Raw genomic sequence first — 15,267 nt, 5'->3', positions numbered from 1 at the left:
CGTTAGCGGTCGATTTCCTTCGCGGCATCGACGAACGCTTTCGCGTTTTCGACGGGTGTCGTTCGGTCGATTCCGTGCCCGAGGTTCAGGATGTGCCCCGAATCGCCCGCTTTCTCGATGACTTCGTGGGTTCTCTCCCGGATGAATTTAGGGTCGGAGAGCAAGTACGACGGGTCGAGATTACCTTGAACCGGTGTAGCTCCCAGTTCGGCGCGAGCGTCGGCCATATCTATCGTCCAGTCTAATCCGACCACGTCGGCACCGGACTCTCGAAGCAGGTCGAGTTTGCCGCCGGGGTGACGCGCGAAGACGATGGAAGGCACGTCGATAGCGCCGAAAATTCGCTGGTGAAGCGGCAGGATGAACTCGCGGTAGTCGTCCGGCGTCAGTACACCCGCCCACGTGTCGAAGAGTTGGACGACATCCGCGCCGTGTTCGACCTGATACTCGACGTACTCGCAAACGACGTCGGTGAACGCCTCGAGCAGGTCACGGAAGGCGTCGGGATGGTTTGCTCGGAATCGGCGAATCGATTTTCGGGAGGTCGGTTCGTCGCCGACGACGTAGGACGCGAGGGTGTACGGCCCGCCAGCGAAACCGATGATGCTGGATTGGTCGCCGACGCTGTCCTGAAGGCGGGTAAGTAGTTTCCCGACGTAGTCGATTTCGCTGGCCACGTCGGCGGATTCCGTCGGCACGTCGTCGGGACTCGTGACCGGATTCGAGACGACGGGGCCGACCCCGCTTTCAATGTGATAGTCGAAGCCGAGCGGTTCGAGGACGGTGAGGATGTCCGAGAACATGACCAGTCCGTCGGGTTCAAACAGTTCCCACGGAAGCAACGTGATTCGCTCCGCGACTTCCGGCGTTTTGATTGCCTCCTTGAAACTGTACTGTTCGCGGATGTCGCGGTACTCGGGGATGTACCGGCCGGCCTGTCGCATCAGCCAAACCGGTGGGCGCTCGGTGCGTTCGCCGCGTGCCGCACGAACCAACAGGTCGCTCATGGGACGAGATTGGTCGGACGGCGTCTAAGCGTTTCGAAGGCCCGCAGGGACGAGTAACCGGTCGCTGGAAAGACCATCGACCGGTGGACGTAATTCCGTGCGTTGCGTAGTCGTCCCCCGTGGTTAACGCGTTCTGGCTCGACAGAAATCTCGAACAGACGGCGCGGTGGTTGGTCAATAGTCACGTCACGAGTAGCGTCTTCGAATGTTCGATGGTGCTGACGACCGCGGTACAGCTTCGCGGGTACGACGAAGAAGGACTGTCGTTCACCCATTCGAAGCACCCGCTAACGCAGTGGGCCGCCCGGGCGCTCGAAAATTGGGAGTATCTTCGGGAATACACGGCGTGCGCTCACGAAGAGTGGCGATACCGGTGGAATCACGGACTGGACGAATATCACGGTTCGTGGGCAGGCGTCCGCCGACTGAACGACGACCGAATCGCGGCGCTCGATTGGACGGGCAATCCCGGCGACCCGCCGCAGGTGGTCGGCGATTGGAGGACCGACGACTACGTGGACGCGTACCGCCTGTACTACGCCAACGAAAAGCGCCACCTCTTCGAATGGGCGAAAAACCGCCGCCCGCCACCGTGGCTGGACGAGTATCGACGCGAGTGAACCGCCTTCGTTCCGGATATTCGAAAATTCGAAATTCGGGGAAGGTGGAATGGACGTCGAGGAGCGTTATGTCGACGCGTCGTAGCCAGCGTCCTTGACGGTCGCGACGAGTTCGTCGGTATCTGTGTCGCCTTCGACGGTGGCCGTTCCCGCTTCGTGATCGGCGCTCGCGTCGGAAACGCCGGACAGGTCTTCCAGCGCCTCGACGACGCTCTGCTCGCAGTGGCCGCAGTTCATCCCATTCACTTGAATAGTGGTTGTCATACACGCTGCTCTTTTCTCGTGGCTTTTTTCAGTTTCGAAAGGCGTGGTACCGTCCGGAGTATTTAACGCTGGTTTCTAACGATGGATAATTCATTTATTAAATAAGTGGAAATTGCTTCGATAGGTAGAAATACACAAGTCAATCCGTCATCGACGCGTGATAACGAAAACTGTTTTTATTCTACCACTCTAAAGGGGGTGTAATGCGACAACTCGACGACACCGACCGGGAGATAATCCGGTTGCTGGTAGAGGACGCTCGCCGTCCGTACAACGAAATCGCCGAAACCGTCGGTCTGTCACCGCCGACCGTCTCCGACCGCGTCGAGCGACTGCAAGAAATTGGGGTCGTCCGCCGGTTCACCACGGATTTGAACCACGACATCCTCACCGACGGACTGTCTCTCCTCGTCACCGTCAACGCCAAACCCGGCCACGTCAGCGACATTCGGGAGTCACTCGCGTCGTTCGACGGCGTCGAACACGTCTTCGTCACTGCCGACGCCCACATTGTCTGCAAGGCGAACCTACAGGAGCGAGCAATCGAAACGCTGCTCTCGGACGCCATCGGCGAGGATGCAGTTCGAGAGTACGACGTGCAACTGCTCGTGGACGACGAGTGGAACCCACAACCCGGAACCATGGAGTTCGCGCCGGACTGCGTGGAGTGCGGAAACACCGTCACAACCGAGGGCGAATCAACTCGAATCGAGAACGAACTCTATCACTTCTGTTGTTCGTCCTGCAAGACGCAGTTCGCCGACCGATACGAACGCCTGCAGGAGGGCGCGACGAATTGACGTAAAAGATACAATAATTCGTTTCAGCGAACCGTTTTGGTGCCGTGTGACTATCTATCACCCATGGCCACAGACGAAGCGAGCGAATCGACGAAATCGAGCGACTCAAACGGAACCTTCGTCCATGTCGCGGACGCCGACAAACTCAAAGAGGAAGGCCGACTGCTGGTAAACCGAAACGGACGGGGACTGGCCCTGTTCTACCACGAAGGCGAATTTCGCGCGGTGGACAATCGCTGTCCGCATATGGGATTTCCGCTGACCGAAGGGAGCGTGGAGGACGGAATTTTGACCTGCCACTGGCACCACGCCCGGTTCGAACTCTCCTGCGGGGACACCTTCGACCCGTGGGCAGACGACGTGCAGGCGTTTCCAACGGAGGAGCGCGACGGCGACATCTACGTGAACCTCACGCCGAAGCGCGAGGAATCGCCGGAAGACCATTGGAAGGAGCGCCTCGAAACCGGCCTCGAAGAGAACCTTCGCCTCGTCGTGGCGAAATCGGTCATCGGCCTTTCGAACGCCGGCGTCCCGGACGCGGAACCGCTTCGAATCGGGGCCGAGTTCGGCGCCCGCTACCGCGAGCAGGGGTGGAGTTCGGGCTTGACGATTCACTCCTGCATGGCGAACGTCCTCCCCGACCTCCGGGACGACGACCGACCGCGGGCGCTCTACACCGGCCTACGACACGTCGCGTCGGACTGTCAGGGCGAATCGCCGCGGTTCGACCAACCGTCGTTCGAGACGGAGGCCGTGTCGGCGAACCGACTCGGAAAGTGGTTCCGCGACTGCGTCGAAGTGCGCGACCGTGACGGCGCGGAACGCTGTTTACAAACCGCGATTGCCACCCTCGACCCGGAACAGGTCGCGGAAATCCTGTACGCCGCGGCGACCGACCACCTCTATCTCGACGCCGGACACAGCTTCGATTTCATCAACAAAGCGCTCGAACTGTTGGACCACGTCGGTTGGGAACGCGCGGAAACCGTCCTGCCGAGTGTTATCCCGCGGCTCACCGACGCCCGACGGAGCGAGGAACTCTCCTCGTGGACACAGCCGATAGACCTCGCGGAACTGCTGTTCGATTGCTTCGACCAACTCGGCGAGTTGGTCGAAGCAGGAAAGGCGGAAAGGAAGAGCAAGGAAGAAGGAGAGGAAACGTGGGACGAACCGGACGACTTCACGGAAACGCTTCTTTCCGACGACCCGCACGCCATCCTCGACGCCCTCAAGGACGCAATCAGGGCGGGTGCGACCTGCGAGGAACTGGCGGACAGGGTTTCTTTCGTGTCCCTGATGCGGGTCGCCCAGTTCGGCACGGCGAACGAGTTCAGCGATTGGAACACCGTCCACCACACGCTCACCTATAATAACGCGGTTCAGCGGGCCGCGAAGCGAACGAGTTCGACCGCGCTCTATCGCGGCGTCCTCGCGGGCGCGATGAGCGTCTACCTCGACCGATTCCTGAACACCCCCCCGACGCCCGTGCCGAGCATCGATACGTCGGACGCCGACCCCGACGCCCTCCGCGAGGAGCTGCTGGAAACGTTCGACGAGGAGGGGAACGTCAACGCCGCCGGTGCAATCGTCGCGGAGCATTTCTCGGCGGACGGCGACCCCGCTGCCCTGAAAGAAACGCTCGGGCAGGCTCTCCTCCGCGAGGACGCCGGATTCCACACGCTCCAGAACCTGGAAGCCTCTTTCGCGCAGTTCGACCTGCGCGAGGACGGGGAGGAAAAGGAGTTGGCGCTGATTTCGCTGGCCCGTTACATGGCGGCCCATTTCCCGACGCGCCGGGAGGCGGAACAAACCTACGTCATCGCCGACCGACTGAACCGCGGCGAGAAGATTCACGAATCGAACTGAACGGAGGTCGGTTTGAACGAAGGCCGATTCGAGCGAGCGACTTTTCGTTCGACGCTTCGTGTCGGGGTTCGTCATTTCAATTCCACACGGAGGTGCGTGGAGAATCTACAAACGAGCATTAACACAGCCAACCAGCGTCCGTTTCATTTCAACAGAATTATTATCCAAGATTGGATTGAGTACCAACCCATGTCGAACCAGTCAGAATCCGAGACGGATGACCCAGCGAGGTGGTGGAACGAGGTGTACGAAAGTGAGACCGTCTCTCCGTGGAACACCGGTAAGCCACAGCCAGCTCTCGTAAACGCTGTCGGAAGTGATGGGTTATCAGGTCGTGTCCTTGACGTTGGATGCGGAACCGGAACGCACGCACTCTGGGCAGCAGCGGAGGGACATACAGCCGTGGGCATAGACTTCTCTAAAAAGGGAATCGAGCAAGCGCGGGAGAGGGTCGAAAAACGGGGTCTCGACGCGACGTTCCGGGTCGCAGACGCACTGGACGTTCCCACCGACATCGGAACGTTCGACATCGTGCTGGACAGTGGTTTGTTCCACGCGTTCCAGAACGAACAGCGCGAAGACTACGCTCGCGAACTTGCTGGTATCGTCTCGGTGGGAGGTCGTGTGTTCCTCGTCGGATTTGCTGAAGGTGCCCCGGAGGATGGGGGGCCGAATCCCCTCACTCCTAACGACGTATCTTCCGCCTTCACAACGGAGTGGAACGTCTTGGAAACGCAGGAAGTAGCGTTCGAGACGAACGAAACCTCGTTCCCCGGTTTACTCTCGGTTGTCGAACGAATCTGAGCGTTGGTGACCGATACCCAGTTCCAATCTATCGACGTGTTTAACCACTCCACTTTGAAACAAACTCTGTCCGTCGCTGACTGTATCCTCGATATTCAGTACACGATTCGTATCACCTACTGAGTATTTCGAGGGAGCCGAGAATCCAAATCCGTAATTCATTTTAGAGACGTGTATATCGGTTGTGCCACCTAATACAACTGTGATTGTACTATTCCAAGTTGATTGGGTAACCTTTATGGGCGCACAGTCAGACACCACATATTGCGGCTGAAGCACCGACACCCCACATATAGGGTTACAACACTGGAGGGCACGTAGTGACAACTATGAACTGCCCGGACTGCGGGAACGAGCGCACGCGAGTCATTGATACCGAAACGAGCGCCGACGGAATGTCGGTGCGACGACGGCGCGAGTGCCAACGGTGCTCGTTCCGATTCACCTCCTACGAGCGTCCGGAGTGGGACTCCCTCCAAGTGAAGAAACGCGACGGAAGCATCGAATCGTTCAGCGCCGAGAAACTCCGCGTTGGTATCGAGCGCGCCGTCGAGAAGCGCAGCGTGACCGAGGAGGACGTGACGAATCTCGTCGAAGCGGTCGAATCCGACCTGCAATCCCGCGAAACCCGTATCGTCTCGTCCAGCCTGGTTGGCGACCTCGTCTCCGAGCGATTACGCGAGGTAGACCAAGTCGCGTACATCCGATTCGTCTCGGTTTACAAGGCCTTCTCCGAACCCGAGGAGTTCCTCCGCGAACTCGACGCGGTTCTCGATTCCGAACTCGATGCGTCCGATTCGACCGACCAATCCGATAATACATGAGCCACCAATCTACTGCAACGACCACCGTCCGGTCGATTCTCGACCGAGCACGCACGGGCTACGAAACGACCCTCTCAGACGACGAGCGCGACGACCTGCGGACCGAAATCGAGCGTTCGCTGTACGACGGCGCATCGACCGACGAGATATATCAGGCCGTTCTACAGGCGCTCACCGCACGAGTCGAGCGCGAACCCGCGTTCAAACGTATCGCGGCGGGCGTCTTTCGGCAACGTTACTACCGCGAAGTCATGGGCGACGACCTGACGGGCTACGAACTCGACCGCGAGTACCGCGCGACTTTCGTCGCCAATCTCGAGCGTGCGGTCGAAATCGACCTGCTCGATGACCGACTCGTCGAACGGTTCGACCTCGAAGAACTCGCGGAGTATCTCGAACCGAGTCGCGACGAGAAATTCGAATATATGGCGATAGAGACACTATACCAGCGATACTTTCTCAAAACAGAGGAGAACGGGGAGCATCTCGAACTGCCCCAAGCGTTCTGGATGCGCGTCGCCATGGGACTGGCAATCGAGGAAGACGACCCGCAGCGACGGGCGAAGGAGTTCTACGACGTGCTTTCGAAACTGGAGTTCACCCCCTCGACGCCGACGCTCTTTCACAGCGGTTCGACCCACCCACAGCTCTCCTCGTGCTACCTGACGACGGTGCAGGACGACTTAGAGCACATCTTCGACTCGTACAAGCACCACGCGATGCTGTCGAAGTGGAGCGGCGGTCTCGGAAACGATTGGACGAACCTCCGAGCGGGCGGCGCGCTCATCGAGTCCACGGGCGTCGAATCGACCGGCGTCGTGCCGTTCCTCCGCATCAGCAACGACGTGACGGCGGCCATCAACCGCTCCGGAAAACGCCGCGGCGCGTCCTGCGGTTACCTCGCCTGCTGGCACATGGATTTCCCCGCCTTCATCGACCTGAAACGCAACACTGGCGACGAGCGTCGGCGCACGCCGGACATGAACACGGCGGCGTGGATTCCGGATTTGTTCATGAAGCGGGTCGAAAACGGCGAGGAGTGGACGCTGTTCAGTCCCGATGAGGTGCCCGACCTGCACGACCTATCTGGCGAAGCGTTCGAGGAGCGGTATTCGGAGTACGAACGAAAGGCCGAAGACGGGCAGTTCCGGCAGTACGAGCAGGTAGACGCCCAAGAGCTGTGGCGCAAGATGCTCACCCGCCTGTTCGAGACGGGCCATCCGTGGATAACGTTCAAAGACCCATGTAACGTCCGTTCGCCGCAAGACCACGTTGGGACGGTTCACTCCTCGAACCTCTGTACGGAGATTACCCTAAACACGAGCGAGGAGGAACACGCAGTCTGTAATCTAGGGAGCGTCAACTTCGCCACGCACGTCTCCGACGGGGAGAGCGCGGAACGGAGTTCCGCGGAGACCGAGCAGGCGGACTCGCCCGCGATGCTCGACCGCGAACATCTCGCGGAAACCATCGAAACCGCGATGCGGATGCTGGACAACGTCGTCGACCTCTGTTTCTACCCGACCGAACAGGCCGAACAGTCGAACATGCAACACCGACCGGTCGGACTCGGAACAATGGGCTTCCACGACGCCCTGATGGAACTAGACGTGCCGATGAACTCGGAAAAGGCGGTGGAAAAAGCGAACCGCTGGCAGGAGTTCGTCTCCTATCACGCGATTTTCAACTCCTCGAAACTCGCCGCCGAGCGCGGGACGTACCCCTCCTACGAGGGGTCGAAGTGGAACCGCGGGCTGCTCCCGCAGGACACCGTCGATTTGCTCGAATCCGAACGCGGACGAGCGATTCCGACCGACCGCGAGGAAACGCTCGATTGGTACGTCGTGCGCGAACACGTCGAGGAGCACGGGATGCGAAATTCGAACACGATGGCTATCGCGCCGACCGCCACGGTTTCGACCATCAACGGGACGACGCCCTCCATCGAACCGCTGTACTCGAACCTCTTTGTGAAATCGAACATGTCGGGCGGCTTTACCATCGTCAACGACCACCTCGTTGAGCGTCTCAAGCGAGAAGACCTCTGGGACGAGGAGATGATAGACCGAATCAAGTACCACGACGGTTCCGTACAAGAAATCGACGCCGTTCCGGACGATCTACAGGAGTTGTATCGCGGCGCGTTCGAAATTGATCCGCGACACCAACTCAGGTTGACCGCGCATCGCCAGACGTGGATTGACCAGTCGGTTTCGCACAACGTTTTTTTCCCATCGACGGACGGCACGCTCCTCGACGACATCTATAAAACCGCGTGGCAGTTGGGGCTGAAAACGACGTACTACCTCCGGACGCTCGGCGCGTCCCAGATAGAGAAATCGACGCTGGATATGGCCGAGTACGGAAAGAGTCAGCATCGAAACGCTCCGCAATCGGAATCGGCCGAAACCGACGGCGGGCGGCGAACCGGCGAACAACAAACCGGAGACGATGAACTCTGTACCGTCTCCGATCCGACCTGCGACGCCTGCCAGTAAAGCGAAAAGAAACGATTTTGCACACAACCCATGCCGATTATCAACAACAACGCGGAACACGACCCGAACAAGATACTGCCGATAAACTACGACTGGGCGCGCGAGTACTACGAAGCAGGCGTCAACAACAACTGGGTACCGCAGGAAATCCCGATGCAGGACGACGTCTCCCAGTGGAACGGAGACGCTCTCTCGGACGCCGAACGCCAACTCATCGAGTGGAACCTCGGTTTCTTCTCGACCGCCGAATCGCTCACCGCAAACAACATCGTCCTCGCGCTGTACGAGTACGTGACCGCCCCCGAATGCAGGCAGTACCTCCTTCGACAGGCCTACGAGGAGGCGATTCACACGGACACGTTCATCTACTGCTGTGATTCGCTCGGCTTCGAACCCGACCACCTCTACGGGATGTACGAACGGGTTCCCTCCATCGAGGAAAAAGACGAGTTCGTCGTGAACCTCACCCGTGCCATCAATCGGCCCGATTTCACCATCGAAACGGAGGAGGATATTCGCGAGTTCGTCCGCGACCTCGTCGGGTTCTACGTTATTATGGAGGGAATCTTCTTCTACGCCGGATTCGCCATGATGCTCGGTCTGAAACGCCAGAACAAGATGGTCGGAATCGGCCAGCAGTTCGAGTACATCATGCGCGACGAATCGCTTCACCTCGGATTCGGCATCGACCTCATTAACGAGATTCGAGCGGAGAATCCCGGTATCTGGACGGACGAGTTCGGCGGCGAGGTCATCGACCTCATTACGGAAGCCGTCGAATTGGAGAAAATCTACGCGTACGAGGCGTGTCCGAACGAGATACTCGGCATGAGCGCCGAGCAGTTCGCCGACTACGTCGAACACATCGCCGACCGCCGATTGGAACAGCTTGACCTCCCCGAACGGTACGGAACCAACAATCCGTTCCCGTGGATGTCCGAACAAACCGACCTGAACAAGGAAAAGAACTTCTTCGAAACCCAGGTCACGGAGTATCAGAGCGGCGGGTCGCTCGACTGGTCGTAGCGACCTGTCAAAGTGCGAATCTGTGGTTCGACCCGTTTAAACCGACGGTTCGGGCGAATCCGCGGATTCCAACGATTCCCTGCGTTTGTGACGGCGCCGGAGGGCGTCGTCGCGGAAGGTTTCTTGCTCGTCGGTCGGACAGCAGACCTCCGGAACCGACGCGGGTCGTTCGTCTTCGTCCAGCGCGACCATCGTGAAAAACGACGTCGCGGTATCCTGCGTTTCGTTCTCGCTCGGGCGTTCCGCTCGGACGTTGACCAACGCATCCATGCTCGTCCGCCCGGTTTCGAAGACGTACCCTTCGACGGTAACGATGTCGCCGAGGTCGATGGGACCGAGGAAATCGACGTGATCCATCGACGCCGTAACGACCTGCCGTCGGGAAAACCGACGGGACGCGATGGCGGCACAGATGTCCATCCAGTGGAGAACGGAGCCGCCGAGTGCCCGACCGAGGTTGTTCGCGTCGTTCGGCATCAGAATTTCACTCATCACGGTATGCGAATCCGAAAGCGGCGCAGTTTCGCGCATCGACGGCGTCTACGCGACCCGTGTGGATAAAACAACTAGATTTGTAATAGTGAAAGTTGAACTGTTGACACAGCCGTTCGACTTATCGGCAGAACGGTCGTCTGGGGTACAGGACAATGAGGGGGGAAACGGTATGAGTCGAAATTCAAGCGGAGGAAAAAGGACGATTTTGGCGGGCATACCAATCGGTATGTGGTTACTACTCGCACCGTTCGTCGTCTACGAGGTGATGTTCGCGTCGAACTTCTGGAACGACATGGTCGTCGGCGTCGCCGTCCTGCTCCTTGCTTTCTACGGGCTCGTCTGCTCGTGGCGGAACCGCCGGGTGAGCATCGCGGCTGGTGGCCTCCTCGGACTTCTCGGTCTCTGGCAGGTGACGCGGCCCTTCGTCGTTCCGACCGCCGGGCCCCTTCCTCTCTGGGGCGACGCAGTTGTCGGGGTCCTGCTGGCGGCGCTCGGCGGGCGCGTCATGCGAGAAGCGCGAACCGCGTCGCTGCCGGAGCAGGCGCAAGCGAGTCGGCGGTAAAATCCGTCCTATCACCGAGAACTGTTCCCTGTTTCCATTGCCTGTCCGTACCACGACGGCCGCGAGACGGTCGTTCGTCCGATGTCCGAAATTCGCATCGACTCCGTGATTCGCGCAGGTTGGTCGTCAGCCATTCCGGTCGCTTCGAACTGATACTGATGAATCAGTCCCCACGTATCCACGACGAAAACGAGCGAAGCGTTTGCCACCGATTCGAGATAGTGCGAAAGTGCGTCGCGATTCGCGAGTTCGGACGCCGTGACGCGATACCGCGGCGTTCCGGAGTCGGCGTCGATCCGCTTGACGCTCGTGACGTCGAACGCCAGCAAAAGCGACTGAAGTTGATTACGATTTTGGGAGTACAAGGGCGGATTATTTTGCGATGGGTTCAGATGGCCGACGGAACCTCGTCTGTACGTCGTGTTGTCGTTTCTCTCCTGCATCGAGAGTCTCAGGTCGCCGTTCGACCACACACCCTTTCGATAGGAACGAATCCGCGTCGAGGAGTTCGTCGTCTGACGGACGGCGAAATCGTGGTGGCTACCGTTCTCTCCGCGGCGTTCGGTCGCGTTGTACCGATACGAAACGTTTCCATCGAGTTTCCCGACGCTACGAACTCGCATCGTGTAGGAATCCTCCTGCAAAACGCGAGAGTGTGCATCGACGAGGTCGAACCGATTCGTCAGGCCGTCCGTGGAGAGACCAGGCACGAGTTCACTCGAAGGCGATGTAGTCGTCGTAGCTGGGTTCGAATCTGGATTCCGACCGTCGATACCGAGAAACGTACTGCATCCGGCGGTGGAGAGCAACAGCGAGAGGGCGATTGCGAGGAGGGCGCGACGCATCAGTCAAATTTGACTTCGTATTGACTTAAAAATCCACGGATAGATGGAGCGAATCGCGACGGAAAACGAATTTCAAGGAAATGAATTCGGAGACATGATTTGATTCGTTTTTCATCTCATTATCCAAGGTCTCTGTGGCTCGAATCGCTCGTTTCTAAAGGACAACGTGAATGAAGAAGCCTCCCCTAGACGAACGTAAGGAGACAATCGTGACGCAAAAAATGCACCTCGACATCCGCGGGATGAGTTGTTCGAACTGCTCGGGGACAGTCACCGAGGCGCTCGAATCGCTCGACGGGGTACAGGAGGCGAACGTCAATTTCGCCACCGACGAAGCCAACGTCGAGTACGACCCCGAGGAGATCTCACTGGCCGAAATCTACGCGGCCGTCGAGGACGCTGGCTACGACCCGGTTCGCGCGACGACGACGGTAGGAATCACCGACATGTCCTGTGCGAACTGCTCGGAATCGGTGGAGACAGCCCTCAACTCGGCACCCGGCGTCATCAGCGCCGACGCCAACTTCGCCACCGACGAGGCCAGCGTCGAGTACAATCCCGCCAAGGCGACCGTTTCAGATTTCTATGCAGCCATCGAGGATGCAGGGTACGCCCCGGTTCGTGAAGAGGGGCAGACTGAAACTGCTGATGGAAACGGCAGTGAAAATGGGAGCGAGGGCGACGCACGCCAAGCGGCCCGCGACGCCGAGATTCGCAAGCAGTTCCGACTGACGCTGTTCGGGGCCGTCCTCGCGCTTCCGCTTCTCGCCTTCATGTTCGAGCACCTGTTCTTCCCGGAACTGCTCGGCGAGACGCTGTTCGGCGTGGATATGCAGGTCGTCCAGTTCCTGCTGGCAACGCCCGTCCAAATCCTCCTGGGCAAGGAGTTCTACGAGAACTCGTATAAGGCACTCGTCAAGAACCGGACGGCGAACATGGACGTGCTCATCGCGCTGGGTTCGACCACGGCCTACCTCTACAGCGTCGCGGTCATGCTCGCGTTCGTTCCCGGCGGCACCTACTTCGACAGCGCGGTGCTCATCCTCGTATTCATCACGATGGGCAACTGGTTGGAGGCGCGCTCGAAGGGCAGGACCAGCGACGCCCTGCGCGAACTGCTCGAACTGGAAGCCGACACCGCAATCGTGGTCGAAAACGGGGAGGAGCGCGAAATACCGCTGGAGGAGGTCGAAGTCGGCAACCAACTTCGCGTCCGTCCCGGCGAGAAGATTCCGACCGACGGCGTCGTCGTGGACGGCGAAAGCGCGGTTGATGAGTCGATGGTAACCGGCGAGTCGGTGCCGGTCGAAAAAGAGGACGGCGACGAAGTCATCGGCGCGACCATCAACGAAAACGGAATGCTCACGGTTCGGGCGACGAGGGTCGGAGGCGAAACCGCCCTCCAGCAAATCGTCCAGATGGTGAAAGATGCCCAAGCCCGCCAACCCGAAATTCAGAACCTCGCGGACAGAATCAGCGCGTACTTCGTTCCGGCGGTCATCGCCAACGCGCTGTTCTGGGGCGCCGTCTGGTATCTCTTTCCCGAAGTTCTCGCCGGATTCGTGAACGCGCTTCCGCTCTGGAGTCCGGTTGCGGGCGGCCCGGAAATAGCTGGGGGAAGCGTCTCGGGATTCGAGTTCGCCGTCGTCGTCTTCGCCAGCGCGGTGCTCATCGCCTGCCCCTGCGCGCTGGGACTCGCGACCCCGACGGCCACGATGGTCGGCACCGCAATCGGTGCGCGAACCGGCGTCCTGTTCAAAGGTGGCGATGTGCTTGAGCGCGTGCGGGACACCGATACGGTCGTCTTCGACAAAACCGGCACCCTCACCGAAGGCAAAATGCACCTGACCGATGTGGTCGCCCTCGAACCGACGACTGATGGGGGAGTCGTAGACAGAACCACCGATGGCGGAACCGAAACGCTGGTGGACGAACTCGAACCCGAGGATGAACTCACCGAGGAGTTCGTCCTCGCCGCGGCGGCCAGCGCGGAACGCGGAAGCGAACACCCGCTCGCGCGCGCCATCGTGGACGGCGCGCGCGAGCGGGGTATCGAAGTCGTGGAACCGAGTTCGTTCGAAAACGTCCCCGGCCACGGGGTTCGCGCGAAGACGAGTCACGGCGAGGTCGTCGTCGGCAATCGGAAACTCATGCGCGACGAGGGAATCGACCCGACTCCCGCGAGCGACGCGATGGAGCGCCTCGAACACGAGGGGAAGACGGCCATGCTCGTCGCCGCGGACGGATACCTCGTCGGCGTCGTCGCGGACGCCGACGAGGTAAAAGAGAGCGCAGGGGAGGCCGTGAGCGACCTCAAAGCGCGGGGACTTGACGTACTCATGCTCACGGGCGACAACGAGCGAACCGCCGAAGCAGTGGCCGAGCGGGTCGGAATCGACCCCGGAAGCGTCCGCGCCGAAGTCTTACCCGACCAGAAAGCGGACGTCATCGAGGATGTGCAGTCGGAGGGCAAACGAGCGATGATGGTCGGCGACGGCGTGAACGACGCGCCCGCACTCGCGTCGGCATACGTCGGAACCGCCATCGGAAGCGGAACCGACGTGGCTATCGAAGCCGCGGACGTGACGCTCATGCGGGACGACCTGCGGGACGTCGTGAAAGCCATCCGCATCTCGGAGGGGACGCTCTCGAAAATCAAGCAAAATCTCTTCTGGGCGTTGGGATACAACACGGCGATGATTCCGCTAGCCTCGCTCGGACTCCTGCAGCCCGCGCTCGCGGCGGCCGCGATGGCCTTCTCCAGCGTGAGCGTGCTCGGAAACAGCCTGTTGTTCAGGAGATACGTTCCCGACCACGACTACGAACTCTTCGACATTCGCCGCTGAACAGCGGAAATGACGGGGTGGGTCACCGCATCGTCACTCGATTTTCGGTGATTCTCGGAGAATGAAAACGATGCCAGTAGTCGAACCAATTATGTATCGAGACGCGGAAGACGAATTCGAATGGTGCGGGATTTGGCAGACGACGCGCCCGAGTTGCAGGACGTACTCGCAGCTCTCGACGACCCCGCCTGCCGACGAATCATCATGGAGTTAAACGACCCGCAGACCGCGCGCGAACTCGCCGACGAAACCGACATTCCGCTCTCGACGCTCTACCGAAAACTGGATATGCTCACTGCGGCATCTCTCGTCAGGGAGTTGACCAAAATCCGCGAAGATGGCCATCATACGTCCAGATACCGACTCGCCGTCGAATCGGTGAACATCTCGCTGACGGACGACTGTGAGTTCGACGTAACGATAGAGCGCCCGCCGCGAACGACCGACGAGCGTCTCGAACGGCTGTGGTCGGAGGTACGAAAGGAAACATGAACGTCTCACCAATCGTCATCGTGCTCAAAACGCTCACGCTCGCCCTCGGAGGGGTGATAACGTACTTCGCGTTCAAGGCGTACCGCCGAACCGGGTCGCAAGCGCTTCGGTTACTGGCAATCGGGTTCGGCATCGTCACCCTCGGCGCGTTCCTCGCCGGAATCGCTGACCAAGCGTTCCAAATCGACCGCAACCTCGTCCTCGTCATCGAAAGCGCGCTCACCGCGATCGGCTTCGCCGCGATCGCCTACTCGCTCTACGCGGAGTGAGCGACCGCTCGTTCCGTACTGTTCCCCGCCCTATGTGGAATCAGCCTTG

The 15,267-nt window shown here is 59.7% G+C and carries 15 protein-coding genes; 11 read left to right on the top strand and 4 right to left on the bottom strand.

Annotated elements, in window-relative coordinates; all coding sequences use genetic code 11:
* Nucleotides 1-2: 2 nt before the first annotated feature.
* Nucleotides 3-1,007: a uroporphyrinogen decarboxylase gene (hemE, locus tag LIX15_RS13110; protein ID WP_227773630.1), complete on the bottom strand. Its 1,005-nt coding sequence runs from the start codon at nucleotides 1,005-1,007 to the stop codon at nucleotides 3-5.
* Nucleotides 1,008-1,126: 119 nt separating this feature from the next.
* On the opposite strand from hemE, the gene LIX15_RS13105 reads away from it, so the two are divergent.
* Nucleotides 1,127-1,627, top strand: coding sequence for a hypothetical protein (locus LIX15_RS13105; protein ID WP_227773629.1), 501 nt, complete (start codon nucleotides 1,127-1,129; stop codon nucleotides 1,625-1,627).
* A gap of 66 nt (nucleotides 1,628-1,693) precedes the next feature.
* Here LIX15_RS13105 and LIX15_RS13100 read toward each other — a convergent pair whose 3' ends face one another.
* Nucleotides 1,694-1,891 (bottom strand): heavy-metal-associated domain-containing protein, encoded by a 198-nt coding sequence (locus tag LIX15_RS13100; protein WP_227773628.1) that lies wholly within the window; start codon nucleotides 1,889-1,891, stop codon nucleotides 1,694-1,696.
* A 203-nt stretch (nucleotides 1,892-2,094) separates the two neighbouring features.
* On the opposite strand from LIX15_RS13100, the gene LIX15_RS13095 reads away from it, so the two are divergent.
* The 6 genes from LIX15_RS13095 to LIX15_RS13070 all read left to right on the top strand — a co-directional run bounded on the left by LIX15_RS13095 (nucleotide 2,095) and on the right by LIX15_RS13070 (nucleotide 9,709).
* Nucleotides 2,095-2,691, top strand: coding sequence for an AsnC family transcriptional regulator (locus LIX15_RS13095; protein WP_227773627.1), 597 nt, complete (start codon nucleotides 2,095-2,097; stop codon nucleotides 2,689-2,691).
* A gap of 63 nt (nucleotides 2,692-2,754) precedes the next feature.
* Complete coding sequence (locus LIX15_RS13090) at nucleotides 2,755-4,557, top strand: Rieske (2Fe-2S) protein (protein ID WP_227773626.1); 1,803 nt, start codon at nucleotides 2,755-2,757, stop codon at nucleotides 4,555-4,557.
* A 189-nt stretch (nucleotides 4,558-4,746) separates the two neighbouring features.
* A complete protein-coding gene (locus tag LIX15_RS13085; RefSeq protein WP_227773625.1) occupies nucleotides 4,747-5,361 on the top strand; it encodes an SAM-dependent methyltransferase in 615 nt (204 codons plus the stop codon).
* A gap of 329 nt (nucleotides 5,362-5,690) precedes the next feature.
* Nucleotides 5,691-6,185: a transcriptional regulator NrdR gene (gene nrdR, locus LIX15_RS13080; RefSeq protein ID WP_227776887.1), complete on the top strand. Its 495-nt coding sequence runs from the start codon at nucleotides 5,691-5,693 to the stop codon at nucleotides 6,183-6,185.
* Nucleotides 6,182-8,683, top strand: a complete 2,502-nt coding sequence (locus LIX15_RS13075) for a ribonucleoside-diphosphate reductase subunit alpha (RefSeq protein WP_227773624.1) — start codon at nucleotides 6,182-6,184, stop codon at nucleotides 8,681-8,683. Before nrdR ends, LIX15_RS13075 begins: the two co-directional genes overlap by 4 nt.
* A gap of 30 nt (nucleotides 8,684-8,713) precedes the next feature.
* Entirely contained in the window at nucleotides 8,714-9,709 is a 996-nt protein-coding gene (locus LIX15_RS13070; protein WP_227773623.1) for a ribonucleotide-diphosphate reductase subunit beta, read from the top strand.
* Between the two features lie 36 nt (nucleotides 9,710-9,745).
* Here LIX15_RS13070 and LIX15_RS13065 read toward each other — a convergent pair whose 3' ends face one another.
* A complete protein-coding gene (locus LIX15_RS13065) occupies nucleotides 9,746-10,240 on the bottom strand; it encodes an acyl-CoA thioesterase (RefSeq protein ID WP_227773622.1) in 495 nt (164 codons plus the stop codon).
* 133 nt (nucleotides 10,241-10,373) lie between these two features.
* Between LIX15_RS13065 and LIX15_RS13060 the strand changes: the two genes are divergently transcribed.
* On the top strand, nucleotides 10,374-10,766 hold the full coding sequence (locus LIX15_RS13060; protein ID WP_227773621.1) for an SPW repeat domain-containing protein: 393 nt from the start codon (nucleotides 10,374-10,376) through the stop codon (nucleotides 10,764-10,766).
* A gap of 11 nt (nucleotides 10,767-10,777) precedes the next feature.
* Here the strand turns inward: LIX15_RS13060 and LIX15_RS13055 are convergent, their stop codons facing one another.
* The gene (locus LIX15_RS13055; protein ID WP_227773620.1) at nucleotides 10,778-11,611 is read right to left on the bottom strand and encodes a DUF7537 family lipoprotein; all 834 of its coding nucleotides are present in this window, start codon (nucleotides 11,609-11,611) and stop codon (nucleotides 10,778-10,780) included.
* A 170-nt stretch (nucleotides 11,612-11,781) separates the two neighbouring features.
* Between LIX15_RS13055 and LIX15_RS13050 the strand changes: the two genes are divergently transcribed.
* The 3 genes from LIX15_RS13050 to LIX15_RS13040 all read left to right on the top strand — a co-directional run bounded on the left by LIX15_RS13050 (nucleotide 11,782) and on the right by LIX15_RS13040 (nucleotide 15,218).
* Nucleotides 11,782-14,457 (top strand): heavy metal translocating P-type ATPase, encoded by a 2,676-nt coding sequence (locus LIX15_RS13050; RefSeq protein ID WP_227773619.1) that lies wholly within the window; start codon nucleotides 11,782-11,784, stop codon nucleotides 14,455-14,457.
* Nucleotides 14,458-14,577: 120 nt separating this feature from the next.
* Nucleotides 14,578-14,949: a winged helix-turn-helix domain-containing protein gene (locus LIX15_RS13045; RefSeq protein WP_227773618.1), complete on the top strand. Its 372-nt coding sequence runs from the start codon at nucleotides 14,578-14,580 to the stop codon at nucleotides 14,947-14,949.
* Nucleotides 14,946-15,218 carry a DUF7521 family protein gene (locus LIX15_RS13040; protein ID WP_227773617.1) on the top strand — a complete coding sequence of 91 codons (273 nt, stop codon included), beginning with the start codon at nucleotides 14,946-14,948 and terminating at the stop codon, nucleotides 15,216-15,218. Before LIX15_RS13045 ends, LIX15_RS13040 begins: the two co-directional genes overlap by 4 nt.
* Nucleotides 15,219-15,267 lie beyond the last annotated feature (49 nt).

The organism is Haladaptatus pallidirubidus, from assembly GCF_020700235.1.
Taxonomy (GTDB): domain Archaea; phylum Halobacteriota; class Halobacteria; order Halobacteriales; family Haladaptataceae; genus Haladaptatus; species Haladaptatus pallidirubidus.
This window is presented reverse-complemented; position numbering and strand designations above follow the sequence as displayed.